12 protein-coding genes are annotated in these 14,984 nt (G+C 73.9%); 8 read left to right on the top strand and 4 right to left on the bottom strand.

Going from position 1 to position 14,984, the window contains the following annotated elements; translation table 11 throughout:
• Window positions 1-231 precede the first annotated feature (231 nt).
• Together ACZ597_RS11010 and ACZ597_RS11005 are read left to right on the top strand one after the other, a co-directional pair.
• On the top strand, window positions 232-480 hold the full coding sequence (locus tag ACZ597_RS11010) for an SCO4226 family nickel-binding protein (protein ID WP_471327819.1): 249 nt from the start codon (window positions 232-234) through the stop codon (window positions 478-480).
• 272 nt (window positions 481-752) lie between these two features.
• Window positions 753-2,177: a PP2C family protein-serine/threonine phosphatase gene (locus ACZ597_RS11005; RefSeq protein WP_471327817.1), complete on the top strand. Its 1,425-nt coding sequence runs from the start codon at window positions 753-755 to the stop codon at window positions 2,175-2,177.
• Window positions 2,178-2,292: 115 nt separating this feature from the next.
• Here the strand turns inward: ACZ597_RS11005 and ACZ597_RS11000 are convergent, their stop codons facing one another.
• The gene (locus ACZ597_RS11000) at window positions 2,293-3,786 is read right to left on the bottom strand and encodes a DNA-binding protein NsdB (RefSeq protein ID WP_471327816.1); all 1,494 of its coding nucleotides are present in this window, start codon (window positions 3,784-3,786) and stop codon (window positions 2,293-2,295) included.
• Between the two features lie 231 nt (window positions 3,787-4,017).
• Between ACZ597_RS11000 and ACZ597_RS10995 the strand changes: the two genes are divergently transcribed.
• Window positions 4,018-5,142, top strand: coding sequence for an aminoglycoside phosphotransferase family protein (locus tag ACZ597_RS10995; RefSeq protein ID WP_471327814.1), 1,125 nt, complete (start codon window positions 4,018-4,020; stop codon window positions 5,140-5,142).
• A 204-nt stretch (window positions 5,143-5,346) separates the two neighbouring features.
• Window positions 5,347-7,173: a 3-oxosteroid 1-dehydrogenase gene (gene kstD / locus ACZ597_RS10990; RefSeq protein WP_471327813.1), complete on the top strand. Its 1,827-nt coding sequence runs from the start codon at window positions 5,347-5,349 to the stop codon at window positions 7,171-7,173.
• On the opposite strand, the gene ACZ597_RS10985 is transcribed toward kstD, so the two are convergent.
• Window positions 7,170-7,670 carry a hypothetical protein gene (locus tag ACZ597_RS10985; protein WP_361611550.1) on the bottom strand — a complete coding sequence of 167 codons (501 nt, stop codon included), beginning with the start codon at window positions 7,668-7,670 and terminating at the stop codon, window positions 7,170-7,172. The two genes, kstD and ACZ597_RS10985, sit on opposite strands and share 4 nt — an antisense overlap.
• Window positions 7,671-8,093: 423 nt before the next feature.
• On the opposite strand from ACZ597_RS10985, the gene ACZ597_RS10980 reads away from it, so the two are divergent.
• From ACZ597_RS10980 to ACZ597_RS10965, 4 genes are read left to right on the top strand one after another with little or no spacing between them, the layout of a single operon-like run.
• A complete protein-coding gene (locus tag ACZ597_RS10980; protein WP_471327812.1) occupies window positions 8,094-8,705 on the top strand; it encodes a hypothetical protein in 612 nt (203 codons plus the stop codon).
• A 14-nt stretch (window positions 8,706-8,719) separates the two neighbouring features.
• Complete coding sequence (locus tag ACZ597_RS10975) at window positions 8,720-9,250, top strand: toxin-antitoxin system, toxin component (RefSeq protein ID WP_471327974.1); 531 nt, start codon at window positions 8,720-8,722, stop codon at window positions 9,248-9,250.
• A gap of 2 nt (window positions 9,251-9,252) precedes the next feature.
• The gene (locus tag ACZ597_RS10970; protein WP_471327811.1) at window positions 9,253-10,443 is read left to right on the top strand and encodes an MAB_1171c family putative transporter; all 1,191 of its coding nucleotides are present in this window, start codon (window positions 9,253-9,255) and stop codon (window positions 10,441-10,443) included.
• Entirely contained in the window at window positions 10,440-11,870 is a 1,431-nt protein-coding gene (locus ACZ597_RS10965) for an FAD-dependent monooxygenase (RefSeq protein ID WP_471327810.1), read from the top strand. Before ACZ597_RS10970 ends, ACZ597_RS10965 begins: the two co-directional genes overlap by 4 nt.
• On the opposite strand, the gene ACZ597_RS10960 is transcribed toward ACZ597_RS10965, so the two are convergent.
• Both ACZ597_RS10960 and ACZ597_RS10955 read right to left on the bottom strand, forming a co-directional pair.
• On the bottom strand, window positions 11,787-12,239 hold the full coding sequence (locus ACZ597_RS10960) for a hypothetical protein (protein ID WP_471327808.1): 453 nt from the start codon (window positions 12,237-12,239) through the stop codon (window positions 11,787-11,789). The genes ACZ597_RS10965 and ACZ597_RS10960 overlap by 84 nt on opposite strands.
• Before the next feature lie 33 nt (window positions 12,240-12,272).
• Window positions 12,273-14,948: an ATP-binding protein gene (locus tag ACZ597_RS10955; protein ID WP_471327807.1), complete on the bottom strand. Its 2,676-nt coding sequence runs from the start codon at window positions 14,946-14,948 to the stop codon at window positions 12,273-12,275.
• Window positions 14,949-14,984: the final 36 nt, after the last annotated feature.

Genomic DNA, 14,984 nt, shown 5'->3' with positions numbered 1-14,984 from the left:
GGGTAGCGATCACCGGGTGAGGTGGGAAGCACGGTGCGGAACGGGGTCCTTCGTTCGAGTGGTGCCCCTGACGGGCCGATGACCGCCGGGGCGGACGGGATTCCCGGCGCGGGCGGCTCGAACCCGTCGACCGTACGATCGACCGTCGCCCGCCGGAGGGCCCTTTTCCGGCCGCGGGCGCACGATGGAGACAGACCCGTACACGGCGCGACACATGAGGAGGTGTTCGCGGTGGCCAAGTACATGGACGTCCACCACGGGATGAAGGGCATCACGGCGGACGAGCTGCTGGCCGCCCACCGGGCGGACCTGGCGATCCAGGCGGACGAGAAGGTGCAGTTCGAGCGTGCCTGGGCGGACCCCGCATCCGGCGAGGTCTACTGCCTCTCCGAGGCTCCTTCGGCGGACGCCATCCGCCGGATCCACGAGCGCGCGGGACACCCCGCCGACGAGATCCACCCGGTGCCGCTGACGGTGTGACGGAACGGCGGACTCCGACCGGGCGCGGAGTGAGAACGGCCCGGAGCGGGCAGGAACGACAACCACGGCTGACCGGAAATGTTCGTACGGACGGGAGGTAACCGGGAGGCCTTCGGCATATGCCCCGAGCAAGACCGTTACGGATGTTGCCAAACGCCTTACAGGCACTCTGCGGCTGTGCCACAGTCGTAGTCGGTCCACAGCCGTCACCGGTCGCCCTCCGGGACCTGGCCGAGCCGCGTCTGTATCGCCGCGCCTGCATCGGAGTCATCATGCCGTCCCACCTGTACGCGGACCGTCCCGCGCAGCCGCCCGAGCCGGGATCGGTGGACGCACTGATCTCGCAGACCCGCCGGCTGCGCGGCGAGGTGGACGCGGTGCGCCGCGACACCGTCGTGGACGACGACGACGCCCAGGGCCGCTGGCAGCGCGCGCTGTGCGACCTCGCCGTGCACCACCTCGACGACCTCGGCCAGCACCTGGGCCAGCTGAAGGAGGGGCTGCCGCCCGCTCCCGAGCCCGCAGAACTCCCCCAGGCGGCCCCGGAGGCCGCCCAGGAGGACCGGCAGACGCGCGTCGGCAGCGCCGAGTGGAACCTGCTCACGGACGAGGTCACCTGGTCCGAGGAGCTGTTCCAGATCTTCGGACGGCCACCCGAGTCGGGCCCGCTGCCGCTCGACGAGCTGGGCTCCACCCTCTTCTCCGAGGACCAGCCCCTGATGACCTCGATGGTCACGGACTGCCTGGTCGACGGCAAGCCGATAGACGGCGAGTTCCGCATCGTCCGCGCCGACGGGCGGGTCCGGACGCTGCACATGAGGGGCGAGCCGGTGCTCGACTCCGACGGCTGCACGGCCTCCATGTGGGCCGTGATGCGGGACGTGAGTGAACTGCGCCGCAGCCAGCGGGCGGTGCGCGAGTCACGGGACTCGCTCCAGCGCCAGCGGGAGATCGCGCAGACCGAACACCGGCTGGCGGTCGAGCTACAGGAAGCCGTGCTCCCCCCGTGGCGCGGCTCCCTGCGGTTCCCGCACGAGAACGCCGGCACGATGGACGTGGCCGCGCACTACCTGCCCTCCGCGACCAGTGCGCTGATCGGCGGCGACTGGTACGACGCCCTCGAACTGCCCGACGGACGCTCCCTGCTGACGGTCGGCGACCTGACCGGGCACGGGGTGAGCGCCACCTCCGGGATGGCGATGATGCTCGGCGCACTGCGCGGGATGGCCATGGCCGGGATCGAGCCCGGCCCGCTGATGGGCTGGCTCAACCAGCTGCTGGAGACCTCCGTACAGCCGGCCCTCGGCTCGGCCGTCTGCTGCCGCTACGACCCCGCGCGCCGGGTGCTCTCCTGGGCCCAGGCCGGACACCCCGCACCCCTGCTCTTCCGGCGGGGCCAGGGCCGGACCCTCCAGCCCCCGGAGGGGGTGCTGCTCGGCGCCACCTCGGGGGCCGTGTACGGGCAGGCCGAGGAACGGCTCGAACTGGGCGACGTACTCGTACTGCACACGGACGGACTGACCCCGCGGAGCATCGAGTTCAGCCGGGCGGACGGCACCGAGAGGCTGCTTGCCCTAGCGCCGAGGTTCTCGGAGGCCCGGTCGGCGCGGGACTGCGTGCGGATGGTCACGGAGGAGTTCGGCGAGAGCGAGCGCGAGGACGACGCCTGCGTCCTGGTCGCCCGCATCGGGGGCTGACGCCGGCGGGGAAGTCCGGGAATTCCAGGGGGCCGCGCCGGCGAGGCGCGGCCCCCTCCTCCGCTGCCGTCCCCGGCCCCCTGACCCGCCCGTCCGGCCCTCGGCGACACGTGACCTATACCTGCGCTCCGCGGGCTACGGGGGCGGGGCTGTTGGGGAGGGCCAGCTTGATCTCCTCGCGCAGGTCCTCGATGCCCGCGTACCCGGCGTACTGGCCGGTGAGCCGGTACATCTCGCGGAGCCGGTCCCACGTCCGGTGCGAAGAGGTCTCGTTCATCGAGACCAGGGCGAGCCGGGCGTAGCGGTCCGCCTGCTCCGGTTCGTCGGCGATGAAGCAAGCCGAGGCCATGGAGATGTAGTCGAAGATCTGCGAGCGCTGGTAGCCGTCTCCGCGCAGCCGCAGCGCCTCCCGCGCGTGCCGTGCCGCGATGGGCGCCGCCGAGGCGTCGTGGTCGGCGAGGGTGCGGTACGCGAGGGCCTGCATGCCGTGCAGGTCGGCCTCGTCGAAGTGCTGCATCCAGGAGGGCGGCGGTACGTCGCCCTTGTCGGACACGAAGAGGTCCTCGGCCTCGCCCAGGGTGCGGCGCATGGCCTGGCCCTTGCCCATGGCGGCCTGGGCCCAGGCCTCGATGGTGTGCAGCATGGCGCGGGTGCGCGGCAGGGTCTGCTCGCCCGAGCCGGACTGCGCCAGCTTCATCAGGTCCAGGGCCTCGTTGGGCTTGCCCAGGTGGACCATCTGGCGGGCGGCGCGGGAGAGGGCCTCGCCGGCGCGGGGCCGGTCGCCGCCCTCGCGGGCCGCGTGCGCGGCGATGACGAAGTACTTCTGCGCGGTCGGTTCGAGGCCCACGTCGTGCGACATCCAGCCCGCCAGCACCGCCAGGTTGGCCGCCACCCCCCACAGCCTGCGCTGGAGGTGGTCCGGATGGTGGTAGGCCAGCATGCCGCCGACCTCGTTCAACTGGCCCACGACGGCCTTGCGCTGGAGTCCTCCGCCTCTGGAGGCGTCCCAGGCGCGGAAGACCTCGACGGAGCGCTCCAGGGCCTCGATCTCCTGGGAGCCGATGGGCGCGGCCTCGTAGCGGTCGTAGCCCGCCGGGTCGGCCTGGTAGGGGTCTCCGAAGGTCTTCGCGTTCTTGGCGCCGGCGGGCTCGGTGTGCAGCCAGTCGTACATGGCGTTGCTGAGGGCTGAGCCGGCGGTGAGCGCGGCTCCCGCGCCCATCAGGCCGCGACGGTTGAGCATGAGGTCCATTCCCGTGAATTCGGTGAGGACCGCGGCTGTGCGTTCGGGCGCCCATGGCACTCCGTCGGGGTTCTCCTGAACCCCCTCCGGCTGCCGTTTGGTGGTGCGCCGCTGCCGTACGAACCCGAGGTCCTCGATGGTCACGACACGACCGAGCCGCTCGGTGAACAGTGCTGCCAGTACCGTGGGCACCGGTTCGCGCGGGGTCTCCCCCATGTCGATCCAGCGCCGCACCCGCGAGGTGTCGGTGGCCAGCTGGTGGTGGCCCATCGCGGCCGCCTGCCGGTTCACCATCCTCGCGAGTTCGCCCTTCGACCAGCCGGCCAGGCCGAACAGGTCGTTCAGACGGGTGTTTGGACCTTTGCTCACGTCAAGCCCCCAGGTTCTCGGCTGAGTTGACAGTAGCTGCCCGTCAGATGCCCAGCGACTATTCGCCAGGGTTCGCCACCCGCCGCCCCGTGGTTCGCCACCTGCGGGCGGGTGTCAGGTAGGAATGCGCCTCCCCGACCCGGTTCACCGGCGGAACTCCCCAGGGTGAAGTACGGGATCCGGCGGGGCGGCGTACGCACTCGTCGGCGCACGAAGGGAACCGTAAACGCCATGTACGCAGCAACGTCCTCCGTGTCCGCCCCGGTCCGCCCGCACCGCACCCTCCAGGCGGGGGGCGGCTCCTACCTCGAACCCGGCCGCCAGCCGGTACCGGCGCAGGGCGCCGTACGGGCGCGGCGGATGCCGGGCAGCGGACCGCAGCCGCTCAGCGGAAGGATCGACCTCTCCGGGCCGCAGGGGGCGCAGCTGCGCACGGCGCTCGCGTCGGTGCAGCGCATCTGTCCGGAGTTCGCGCCGGTCCAGGTACTGCGGCGCAGCGGCCGGTCGGTCCTCCTGGTGGGGACGACCGGACGGATGACCGCGGTCGCGAAGGTTTTACTGGACCACTCGCCGGAGTGGCGCGAGCGCTACCGGCACGAAATAGGGACGTACCGGACCTTCGTCCGGCACCGGCCTCCGGTCCGCGTACCCCGGCTGATCGCCGCGGACCCCGAGAACTGCGTACTGGTGGTGGAGCGGATGGCGGGCCGGGTCGCCGCGCTCCAGCGGCATCCGGTGGAGGCGCCGCCGCGGACCGACGTACGGGCCGCGCTGGGGGCGGTGTGCCGGGTGAACCAGTGGCGGCCGCCGGCCGATCTGTTCGGGCATCCGGTGGACTACGTACGGCGGATCTCGCGTGGCCACGAGCTGGGCCTGCTGACCGACCGGGACTTCGGCGACCTGCAGAAGCTCCTGCACGGGCTGCGGCCGGCGGGCATCCCCTGGCAGTTCAACCACGGGGACGCGCTGCTGTCGAACCTGCTGTTGTCGCCGGCCGGTCCGGTGCTGCTCGACTGGGAGCACGCCGGCTGGTACCTGCCCGGCTACGACCTGGCCACGCTGTGGACGGTACTGGGCGACGCCCCGGCGGCGCGCGGCCAGATCAGCAGGCTGGCGCAGTCGGCCGGCCCGGCGGCGCGGGACGCCTTCCTGGTCAACCTGATGCTGGTGCTGACGCGGGAGATCCGGATGTGCGAGACGGCGGTGCAGCGCTCCATGCTGGCGTCCGCCCCGGACCGGCCGCTGCCCTCGGGCGCCCTTTCCTCCGGGGAGGAGCAGCGCCTTCTGCTGCGCCGGCTGCACGACGACGCGGGGATGGCCCGTAGAGCGGTCCGGGCGGCGGTCGGTACGCGCTGACCGCCCCGCCCCTCCGGCCCTCACCGATCCCGTGTGCCGCACACCCAGTGTGCGGGGCACGGGATTCGGCCTGTCCGGGGGCGGGACGGTTGTGAGCGCGCGTGACTTGACTTCACATGATCCCGCGAACAGTTTCTCTGACCCGGCATCAGAAAAAAACGCCGGAGCCGCCCGTGCCGTCCTCCCACCCCCTGGAGCCCGCCCATGACCGAGCCCGTGCCCCCGACCGAGCGCATACCCGTGGCCCAGGGCCCGGACCGACCGCGTCCCGACGTCCCCTCCCGCCGGGCGGTGCTCGCGGGGGCGGGAGCCGGGGTGCTCGCCGCCGCCGTGCTGCCTGGCGCGGCCGCGCGGGCCGCCGAGAGCCCGCTCGGCGAGTACGACGTCGTCGTGGTCGGCTCGGGAGCGGCGGGGATGACGGCCGCCCTGACCGCCGCCGAGCGGGGGCTGAGCGTGCTGGTGGTGGAGAAGGCCCCGACGTTCGGCGGTTCCGCGGCGCGCTCCGGCGCGGGGATCTGGCTGCCGAACAACTCGGTGGTCCTGGGCGCGGGCGTGCCGGACACCCCGGAGAAGGCGGCCCGGTACCTGGCGGCGGTGGTGGGGCCGGACGTGCCGGCCGACCGGCAGCGGGCGTTCCTGGACAACGGGCCCCGGATGCTGGACTTCGTCATGGCGAACAGCCCGCTGAGGTTCCGTTTCATGGACGGCTACAGCGACTACTACCCGAACCTGCCGGGCGGGCTGCCGAACGGCCGCTCCATCGAGCCGGACCAGATTGACGGCAACGTACTGGGCGACGAACTGGCGCACCTGAACCCGGCGTACATGCCGGTACCCGCCGGGATGGTGGTGTTCAGCCAGGACTACAAGTGGCTGAACCTGGCGGCGGTCAGCGCGAAGGGGCTCGCGGTGTCCGCGGAATGCCTGGCGCGCGGCACGAAGGCCGCGCTGCTCGGGCAGAAGCCGCTGACGATGGGCCAGGCGCTGGCCGCGGGGCTGCGGGCCGGGCTGCTGCGGGCGGGGGTGCCGGTGTGGTTGGGCAGCCCGCTGGTCGACCTGGTCCAGGAGGGCGGGGCGGTCACCGGGGTCGTGGTGGAGAAGGAGGGCGTGCGGGGCGTCGTACGGGCCCGCAGGGGCGTGGTGATCGGCTCGGGCGGCTTCGAGCACAACGCGCAGATGCGGGCCCAGTACCAGCAGCAGCCGATCGGCACGGAGTGGTCGGTGGGCGCGAAGGAGAACACCGGTGACGGGATCCGGGCCGGGCAACGGGCGGGCGCCGCACTGGCGTTGATGGAGGACGCCTGGTGGGGGCCGTCGATCCCGCTGCCCGGGGAGCCGTACTTCTGCCTGGCGGAGCGGACCCTGCCGGGCGGTCTGGTCGTGAACGGGGCGGGTACCCGCTTCGTCAACGAGGCCGCACCGTACAGCGACGTGGTGCACGTGATGTACGAGAAGGACCGGGGCTCGGCGGGTTCGCACATCCCGGCGTGGCTGATCGTGGACCAGAACTACCGCAACAAGTACCTGTTCAAGGACATCCTGCCGACGCTGCCCTTCCCGGACTCCTGGTTCGAGTCGGGGGCGGCGAGGAAGGCGTGGACCTGGGACGCCCTCGCCGGACAGATCGGGGTGCCGGCGGCGGCGCTGCGGGCCACGCTGAACCGCTTCAACGCGCAGGCGTGGAGCGGGAGCGACGCGGACTTCCACCGGGGGGACACGGCCTACGACCACTACTACACGGATCCGAACGTGGTGCCGAACTCGTGTCTGGCGCCGGTGTGGCTGCCGCCGTTCTACGCGTTCAGGATCGTCCCGGGCGACCTGGGCACCAAGGGCGGCATCGTCACGGACGCCCGGGCGCGGGCGCTGCGGGCGGACGGATCGGTGATCCGGGGCCTGTGGGCGGCGGGCAACGCGAGCGCGGCGGTGATGGGCCACAGCTACGCGGGGGCCGGGTCGACGATCGGGCCCGCGATGACGTTCGGCTACGTCGCGGCGAACGACATCGCGGACACCCCCCGGGAGGGCTAGCCCTGCTGGAAGAGCTCGGCGGGAAGCGGCTTCAGCAGCGCGTAGAGGTCGTCGGTGATCGGGCGGTCCCAGCTGGCGATCGTCACGAGGACGTTGTCGCTGCGGTCGAACTGCACGCAGGAGATCCGGCCCTCGGAGAGCTTGATCTTGCGGACGATGAGGAGGTTGTCGCCCTGCATGACGGGGCAGTCCTCGGTCCCGGTGACCTCGACGTCCTCGTCGTTCTCCAGGGCGTCGAGGAGCTGGGCCACCTCGAAGGGGACCTGGCCCTCGGCGAGCTCGCGCGCCGGGGACCCCTCGGGGAGGTTACCGATGATCATCGCGGGGCCGCGGCCGCCGAACAGGTCGTAGCGGAGGAAGACGCCCTGGCAGCTGCCGTCGGGCGCGGGCAGCAGCCCGGCCCCGAGGTTGCCCGGCCAGTCCCCCGGGTCCATGGCCAGGACGTCGAAGTCCGGGCCCGCGGGTGTGGCGGCGCGGTGGCGGCGGAGGAAGGACATGCCGCCATGGTACGTGGCCGCGCGGGTTTTCCGGCGCCGGGGGCTCCGTCCCCGCGCAGCGGGGCGCCGCGTCGGTGGGAGGGGGCCCGGGACGGGCCGGGGGCGGGGGTGTGAGGGGTGCCGGGAGGCCGGGCGGCGGGTGCCCCGGCCTGCCGGACCTGCGGGTATGGGGCGGGGCCGCCGCGTACTCCTTACCGTGGGGCGGGTCGGTGCGTTGAGCTGCGGGCATGCGCCCTTTCCCGCCACAGGCCGCCGCACTGGCTGTATCTTGCTGTGCGTCCCCGCGTCCCGGTCATCGATCGTTTTCGATTCGACAACGATCGGTTCGGTGCTGGGGATCTTGTGGCCCGGGGGGACCTACCGTCGTCCCCGGTGCGCAGACGGATCTGCCCTTCGGACGTAGACGTATGGGAGCACAGACAGATGACTGTCCCCGTTGGCGGTCCGCCGCTTGCCCTCACCACGACGCTCGCCCGGCTCCGGGCGCTCGCCGCGGAGAGACGACTGGACGTGGACGAGATCCTCGACGCGGTGTCCCTCTCCGAGCGGACCGGCGTCCCCGTGGAGGTGACGGCGGCGCTGCTGCGCGGCGAGGAGTTCGCCGACCCCACGCCCGAGGAGGCCGAGGGGACGGTCTGCCGTCGCGCGGCCTTCCTGTACGCCGTCTCGCGCGACACCCGGGGACAGCCGTACGCGGTCGCGGAGATCGCGGCGGCGATCGGCGCGGACCCCCGGTGGGTCGGCGCCCTGGTGTCGGGCGGGAGGCCGCCGCACCTGCGGCACTGCGAGGAGTTCGCGGCCTTCTTCGGCCGTGACATCACCTTCCTGACGGACACGCCGGCCCAGGCGGTGAGCCGGGCCCTGTGGCCCGCGGTCGAATCCCTCAACTACCGATCGGGCGACTTGATGGCCGACCTCACGAACCAGTACGGGCTGGTCTCCATCTCCAGCCGGGGAAGGGCCCTCACCCGTACGCAGGAGACGCTGCTCCTGGGCATGATCACCGGAATCCTTTCCTCCGAGGTGGTCCGGTGAACCTGTCCCGTTCGATGCGCAAGCTGTGCACCGTGCTGACCTCCTCGCTCGACCTGGAGACGCCGGTCGAGCCGCAGACCCTCTTCCGCGCCCTGTGCGACGCCATGAGCCGCACCCGCGGCGGCCGCCCGATCGTGCTGCGCTTCGAGCGCTTCCCGGCCGGGCTGACCACCTCGGGCCTGTGGCTGAACATGGAGGACTACGACATCGTCGTGGTGGAGAAGCACACGACGCCCGACCACCAACTGGTCATCCTCGGGCACGAGCTGTGGCACATGAAGGCCGGCCACTGCACCGGCCACGGGGGCGGGGCGGCGGACGCCGCGCGCGCCCTGCCCGACGCCTCGGACCTGACGTACGCCAGTGTCGCCGCGCGGTCCCACTACGAGGACGCGCAGGAGATCGAGGCCGAGAGCTTCGGGCTGATGCTCGGGGACCGGTGCCGGCCGTGGCTGACGGGCGGCGACGCGGCGGGGGCCGCCCGGCGCAGTGACGTGGCGGGCCGGATAGGCAACGCCCTGGGCTACCGCGGACCGATCGGTTGACGGTGACCTCGGACAAGTACTACATCCCGTACCTCATACCGGCGGCGATCCTCACCCTGGCCTTCGCGATCCGCCTCCCGGTGATGATGAGGTTCTGGCGGATCGACCCCAACGTGCGCTCGGTCGGCGGCCTGCTCCTGCTGGCCTCGGCCGTCTTCTACTTCGGCCGGCCGAAGACCCTCGTACTGCTGAACAGCGCGACGGGCGTCAGCAACTTCGCGGCGCCGCTGGTCTACACGCTGCTCACGATGTTCTGCGCCTCCTGCCTGATCATGATCATCCACTGGCGGGGCGGCGATCCCCGGCGGGTGCGCCGGACCAGCTGGACCATCGGAGTCGTCTACGCGGCCGTGGTGGCCGGCCTGTGGATCACCTTCGCGTTCGCCGACGTACCGGTCGAGCGGCTGCGGGACCTGGACACGTACTACGCCAACACCCCCTGGATGCGCGAGCACATCATGCTCTACCTGGGGGCCCACACCACCGCCTGCGCCATCACCGCCGTCGTCACCTGGTCCTGGCTGCGGGAGGTCGCGGGCTGGCTGCGGGCCGGCCTGGTGCTCCTGGTCATCGGGTTCATCCTGAACCTCTGCTACGACACCGTGAAGCTCACGGCGGTGTTCGCCCGCTGGAACGGCCGCGACCTTGACTGGCTCAGCACGTACGTGGCCCCGCCCATCGCCTCCGTGTGCGCCCTGTTCATCGCCGTGGGCTTCATCCTGCCGCACGCGGGCCAGGCGCTCCAGGGGCTCTGCACCGACTACTACCACTACCGGTGCCTGGCCCCGTTCGTGCGGGAGCTGGCGGACCTGGACACCGCCTCGATGCGGTTGCCCCGCCGCTCCCCCATCAGCCGCCGGCTGGTCCAGCGCAGGACCCAGATCAGCGACGGGCTGCTGCGGCTCCAGCCGTACATGGATCCCGGGATCCGCGGGCGGGCGCTCGCCGAGGCCCGTGCACGGGGCGAGGCGCCGAAGCGGGCGGCGGCGACCGCCGAGGCGGTGGCCGTGGTCGCGGCGGTCACGGCCCTGCGCGGCGGCGCCGAGGCCGCGGCGGCGGACGCCCCGGTACCGGGCACGGCGGCGGCGCCGGACCTGGTCGCCGTGGCCAAGGCGCTGCGCCGGTCCCCCGCCGTCTCCTCCTTCCGCGCCCGGTCCGGGCCGTCAGACCACCCAGAGAGCGTGAGGCCATGAGCAGTTCACCGCGGTCGCCCGGCCGGCACACCTCGGTCGTCATCGGCGGCAGCCTGGCCGGCATGCTGACGGCCGCCGCCCTCGCCGGGGACGGCTCCGGATCCGCGGGCGGCCGGGTCGTCGTCGTCGAGCGGGACGCGCTGCCCGACGGGCCGCTCCCCCGCAAGGGGCTCCCACAGGCCCACCACGCCCACCTGCTGTGGTCGGGCGGGGCCGCGGCCGTCGACTCCCTGCTGCCCGGCACCGTCGCGGCGCTGAGGAAGGACGGGGCCCACCGGATCTCGCTGCCCACGAACATGGTCGGCCTCTCGCCCGAGGGCTGGTTCCGCCGCTGGGCCCGGGAGTCCCACTACGTGCTCATCGCCAGCCGCGACCTGCTCGACTGGCACGTCCGCCGGGCCGTGGCGGCGCTCCCGGACGTCACCGTCGCCGACCGCACGGAGGTGCTGGGCCTGGCGGGCGGCGCCCGGCGCGTCACCGGGGTCCGGGTGCGCGGGGAGGACGGCGTGGAGCGGGTCCTGGACGCGGACCTGGTGGTGGACGCCTCCGGGCGGGCCTCGCGCACGCCGCGGTGGCTGGAGGAGTTCGGCCTGCCCGGGGCCGCCGTGCGGACGGTCGACCCCGGCCTCGTCTACGCCAGCCGGACCTTCCGGGCCCCGAAGGACCTCGGGAGCACCTTCCCGGTCGTCGTGAACGTCCAGGCCGATCCCCGCCAGGCGGGTCCGGGCCGGTCCGCGACCCTGGTCCCGATCGAGGGCGACCGCTGGCTGGTCACCCTGTCGGGGACGCGCGGCGGCGAACCCGGTACGGATCCGGAGGCCTTCGGGGCCTTCGCGCGGGCACTGCGGCACCCGATCGTGAGCGAGCTGATCGCCGGGGCGGAGCCGCTGACGGACGTGGTGCGCACCCGTACGACCGTCAACCGCAGGCACCACTACGAGAAGGCCGCCCTGCCCGCGGGGTTGCTGGTGCTCGGGGACGCGGTCGCCGCCTACAACCCGGTGTACGGGCACGGGATGTCGGTGGCCGCGCAGAGCGCCCTCGCCCTGCGGGCCGCCGTCGCCCGGTACGGCCTGTCCGACGGCCGGCTCGCCGCCCGCGCGCAGAAGGCCGTCGCCGGGCCGGTGGCCGCCGCCTGGGCGCTGTCCACGGGGAACGACGTCTTCTACCCCGGTGCCACCGAGAACGGCCCGACGGCGGCCGAGCGGGCCGCCGCGGCCTACGTGCGGCGGCTGATGCGCACGAGCACCGGCAACGGGCGGGTGGCCCGGGCGGTGACCGACGTGATGACCCTGGAGCGTCCTGCCTCCCGGCTGTTCACGCCGCCGGTGCTGCTGGCGGCCCTACTGGGCCCGGGCCGGTCGCAGCTGACCGGGCCGCCGCTCGCGCCGGCGGAGCTGGCGGCGGTCGCGGCGCTGCGGAGGTAGGTGCCGGCGGTCCCGTTCAGGCGGGCGGGACGAGGGCGAACCAGTGCTCCAGCAGGGCGGCGTCACCGGTGACGTGGAGTGGCTCGGCGGGGGGCGCTGCCAGAGGAACAGCATCAGGTCGGAGGCGGTCCCCGCCGCCTCGACGTGGACGGGGGCGGTGTCGTCCCGTGCGTGGAGCACCCGGTCGCCGCTGAACTCGACGGTCCAGCGCTGGACGCTGCCGAGGTGGCCGGCGAGGTCCGCGACCGACCGTCCGGGGCAGGAGGGCACGGCGGGTGCCTCCCGCCCGCCGTCGGCCGCCCGGCGGACGGCCTTGTCGAAGGCGGCGGCCTCGTGCCGGAGGACGTGGAGCCGGGTGAGGTGATCCATGGGGTCCACCCTGCCCGCTCCCGTCCCCGGGGCTCAGCTTGCGCGCTGGGCGAACGCCGCCAGGTCCTGGGCGGTGCTCGCCTCCAGGGCACCGGCGCCGCATTCCCGGCTGGTGAGGTGGGCGCGGGCGAGCAGGCCGGGGTCCTGGAGTTCGGTGCCCAGCGCGGCCAGGGCCCGGGCCAGTTCGTAGGCGGCCGGGGAGTCCTCCAGCAGGGCCACGGCCTCGCGCAGCAGGGCGGCACGGTCCTGCGGGGCCGCCACCTCCGCCGCGACGCGCAGGGCCTGGCCGATGGCGGAGGGCGCTCCGAAGGCGCGGGCGCGGCGTACCGCCTCGGCCGTCAGGTCGCGGGCCCTGGCGGGGTCCTCGGGGGCGACGGCGCGGGCCAGGAGCAGCCGCCAGGGGCACCAGGCCGGGTTCTGGATGCCGCGGGGGGTCAGCCGCCGCTCGACGGCCTCCAGTTCGGCCGCGGCGGCCTTCCGGTCGCCGCCGGCCAGGAGCAGTTCCGCGTACACGGTCTGCGAGTCGGGGAAGACCACGGCCGCGGGGAAGGGCTCCCCGTACTCGTGCTCCCGGGCGAGGCCCCACGCCTCGTCCACCCGGCCCCGGGCGACGAGGGTGGTGAGGAGGATGGCGATGGCGTACCAGTGCACGGGCGTACGCCGGCCCACGCGCTCGGCGAGGCGCAGTCCGGCCCGGGCCAGTTCCTCGGCCTCGACGAGCCGGCCGCGGCGGTAGCGGATGTAGGCGCGCAGGCTGTACGCGAAGGACAGGTGGGCACCGTGCCAGCCCTGGCGTTCGAACTCGGCGGTGCCCTCCTCGAAGAGCTCCTCGGCGCGGCCGGGCCGGTCGGCGTACATGTGGACCATGGCGGCGAGCACGGGCACCTCGAAGCCGCGGTCCTCGTGGGCCCAGCTGAAGGGTTCCCGCAGGACCCGGTCGGCGTGGTGGAGGGCGACGTCGAGGGGTTCGCCGCGCAGGCAGGCGTCCCAGGCGCGCAGTCCGATGACGTACCGCTCGGTGAGGTCCCGGCCGGGGAGGCGGTCGGCGAGCCGGGCCAGGCGGCGGGAGCGGGCCGGGGAGTCGGGTTCGGCGGCGTTGAAGGCGTCCCACATGAACTGCTCGGACTGCAGGCGCAGCCGGGCGCGGGCGTCGTGGGTGCGCGGTATCTCGCGGCCGAGGAGTTCCGAGGCGGCGGCGAGGTGGTCGCTGTGGGCGAGGACCTGGGCGAGCCGGATGACGATGCCCTGGCGCAGGGCGGGGTCGTCGAAGGGTTCGGCGAGGGCGGCGCGCAGGTGGTTGACGGTGTTGGCGGGTTCGGTGAGGAGGGAGGCGCAGCCCAGTTCGTAGAGGACGGCGGCGCGTTCGTCGAAGTCCGGGGGTTCTTCGAGGGCGCGGGCGAGCTGGCGGCGGGCGGCTTCGGGGGCGCCGGCCCGGAGGTTCTCGGCGGCGGCCTCGCGCAGGGTGCGCACCACCCAGGGGTCGTTCTCGGGCTGGGTCTCCAGCAGGTGGCGGGCGGCCGCGGAGGAGCCGAGCCCGGCGTCGACGACGGCTGCGGCGGCCTTGCCGTGGAGGGCGACGCGCAGGGCGTCGGGGATGGCCCGGTATATGGCGGTGGCGATGAGCGGGTGGACGAACTCCAGCCCGGTGTCCTCGGCTTCGCCGGCCGCGGCGTCCGCCGGCGGGGCGGAGAGGATGCGGGCGTCGCGGAGCCGGACGGTGGCGTCGGCGGCCTCCTCCGCGCCGAGGACGGCGACGCGGGCGGCGATGCGCCGCGGGATGGCGGTGCCGAGGACGGCGCAGGCCCAGGCGAAGCGGACGGTGGAGGGGCCGAGGCTGTGCAGGCGGGCGACGAGCCCGCTGCCGCGCTGGGCGGCGGCGAGGTCGCGCAGCAGCGGGGCGCTGGCCTCGACGGGGTCGAGGCCCTTGGCGCGGACCTTGGCGGTGAGTTCGACGGCCTCGAAGGGGTTGCCGGTGGTCACGGCCCAGGCCTCGCGGCAGAAGGCGTCCTCGGCGTGGGCGCCGACGGTCTCGCGGACCAGGGTGGAGACGGCGTCGGCGCTGAGCGGGGCGAGGCTGAGGGGGCGTTGTCCGGCGCGGCCGGGCAGCGTGCGGAAGGCCTCGGCGTCCGCGGGGAGTTCGTCGGGGCGGTAGGCGGTGACGAGGAGCAGGGGGAGGTGTTCGGCGCGCGGGGCGAAGCCGGCGAGCCAGCCGAGGGACTCCGGGTCGGCCCAGTGGGCGTCGTCCAGGACGAGGACGACGGGGGGCCGCTGGACGGTGAGGTGGGTCAGGACCCAGTCGAGGCCGTCGCGCAGGCCCTGCGGGTCGGGCGGGGCGCCCTGGGCGGGGGCGCACAGGCCGAGGGCGGGGCCGACGATGGCGTACCAGCTGCCGAGCGCGGCGCGGAGTTCGGCCTCGGGGCGGCCGGCCAGCTGGGGCTGGATGAGCTGCCGGGCGACGTGGAAGGGCTGGGTCTGCTCCTGTTCCCCGCCGCGTGCGGCGAGCAGGGTGCAGGAGCGGGCGAGGGCGCGGCGGCGTACTTCGGCGAGCAGGGTGGTCTTGCCGAGTCCGGCCGGGCCCGAGAGGGCGAGGAGGCCGCCGCCGCTGTCGGGGCCGGACGCTGTGAGCCGGTCCAGCGCGTCGTCCACGGCGAGGAGTTCGGCTTCGCGTTCGAAGAGCGTGCGCCGTGTGCGGGTCCGGCGTTCCGTCATGGCTCGTACCCCCCAGGCCGGCTCGGGAGATCAGCG

The sequence above is a fragment of the Streptomyces sp. NPDC040718 genome (genome assembly GCF_055593565.1).
The sequence above is the reverse complement of the archived record's forward strand: the minus strand, read 5'-3'. Positions and strand labels throughout refer to the sequence as shown.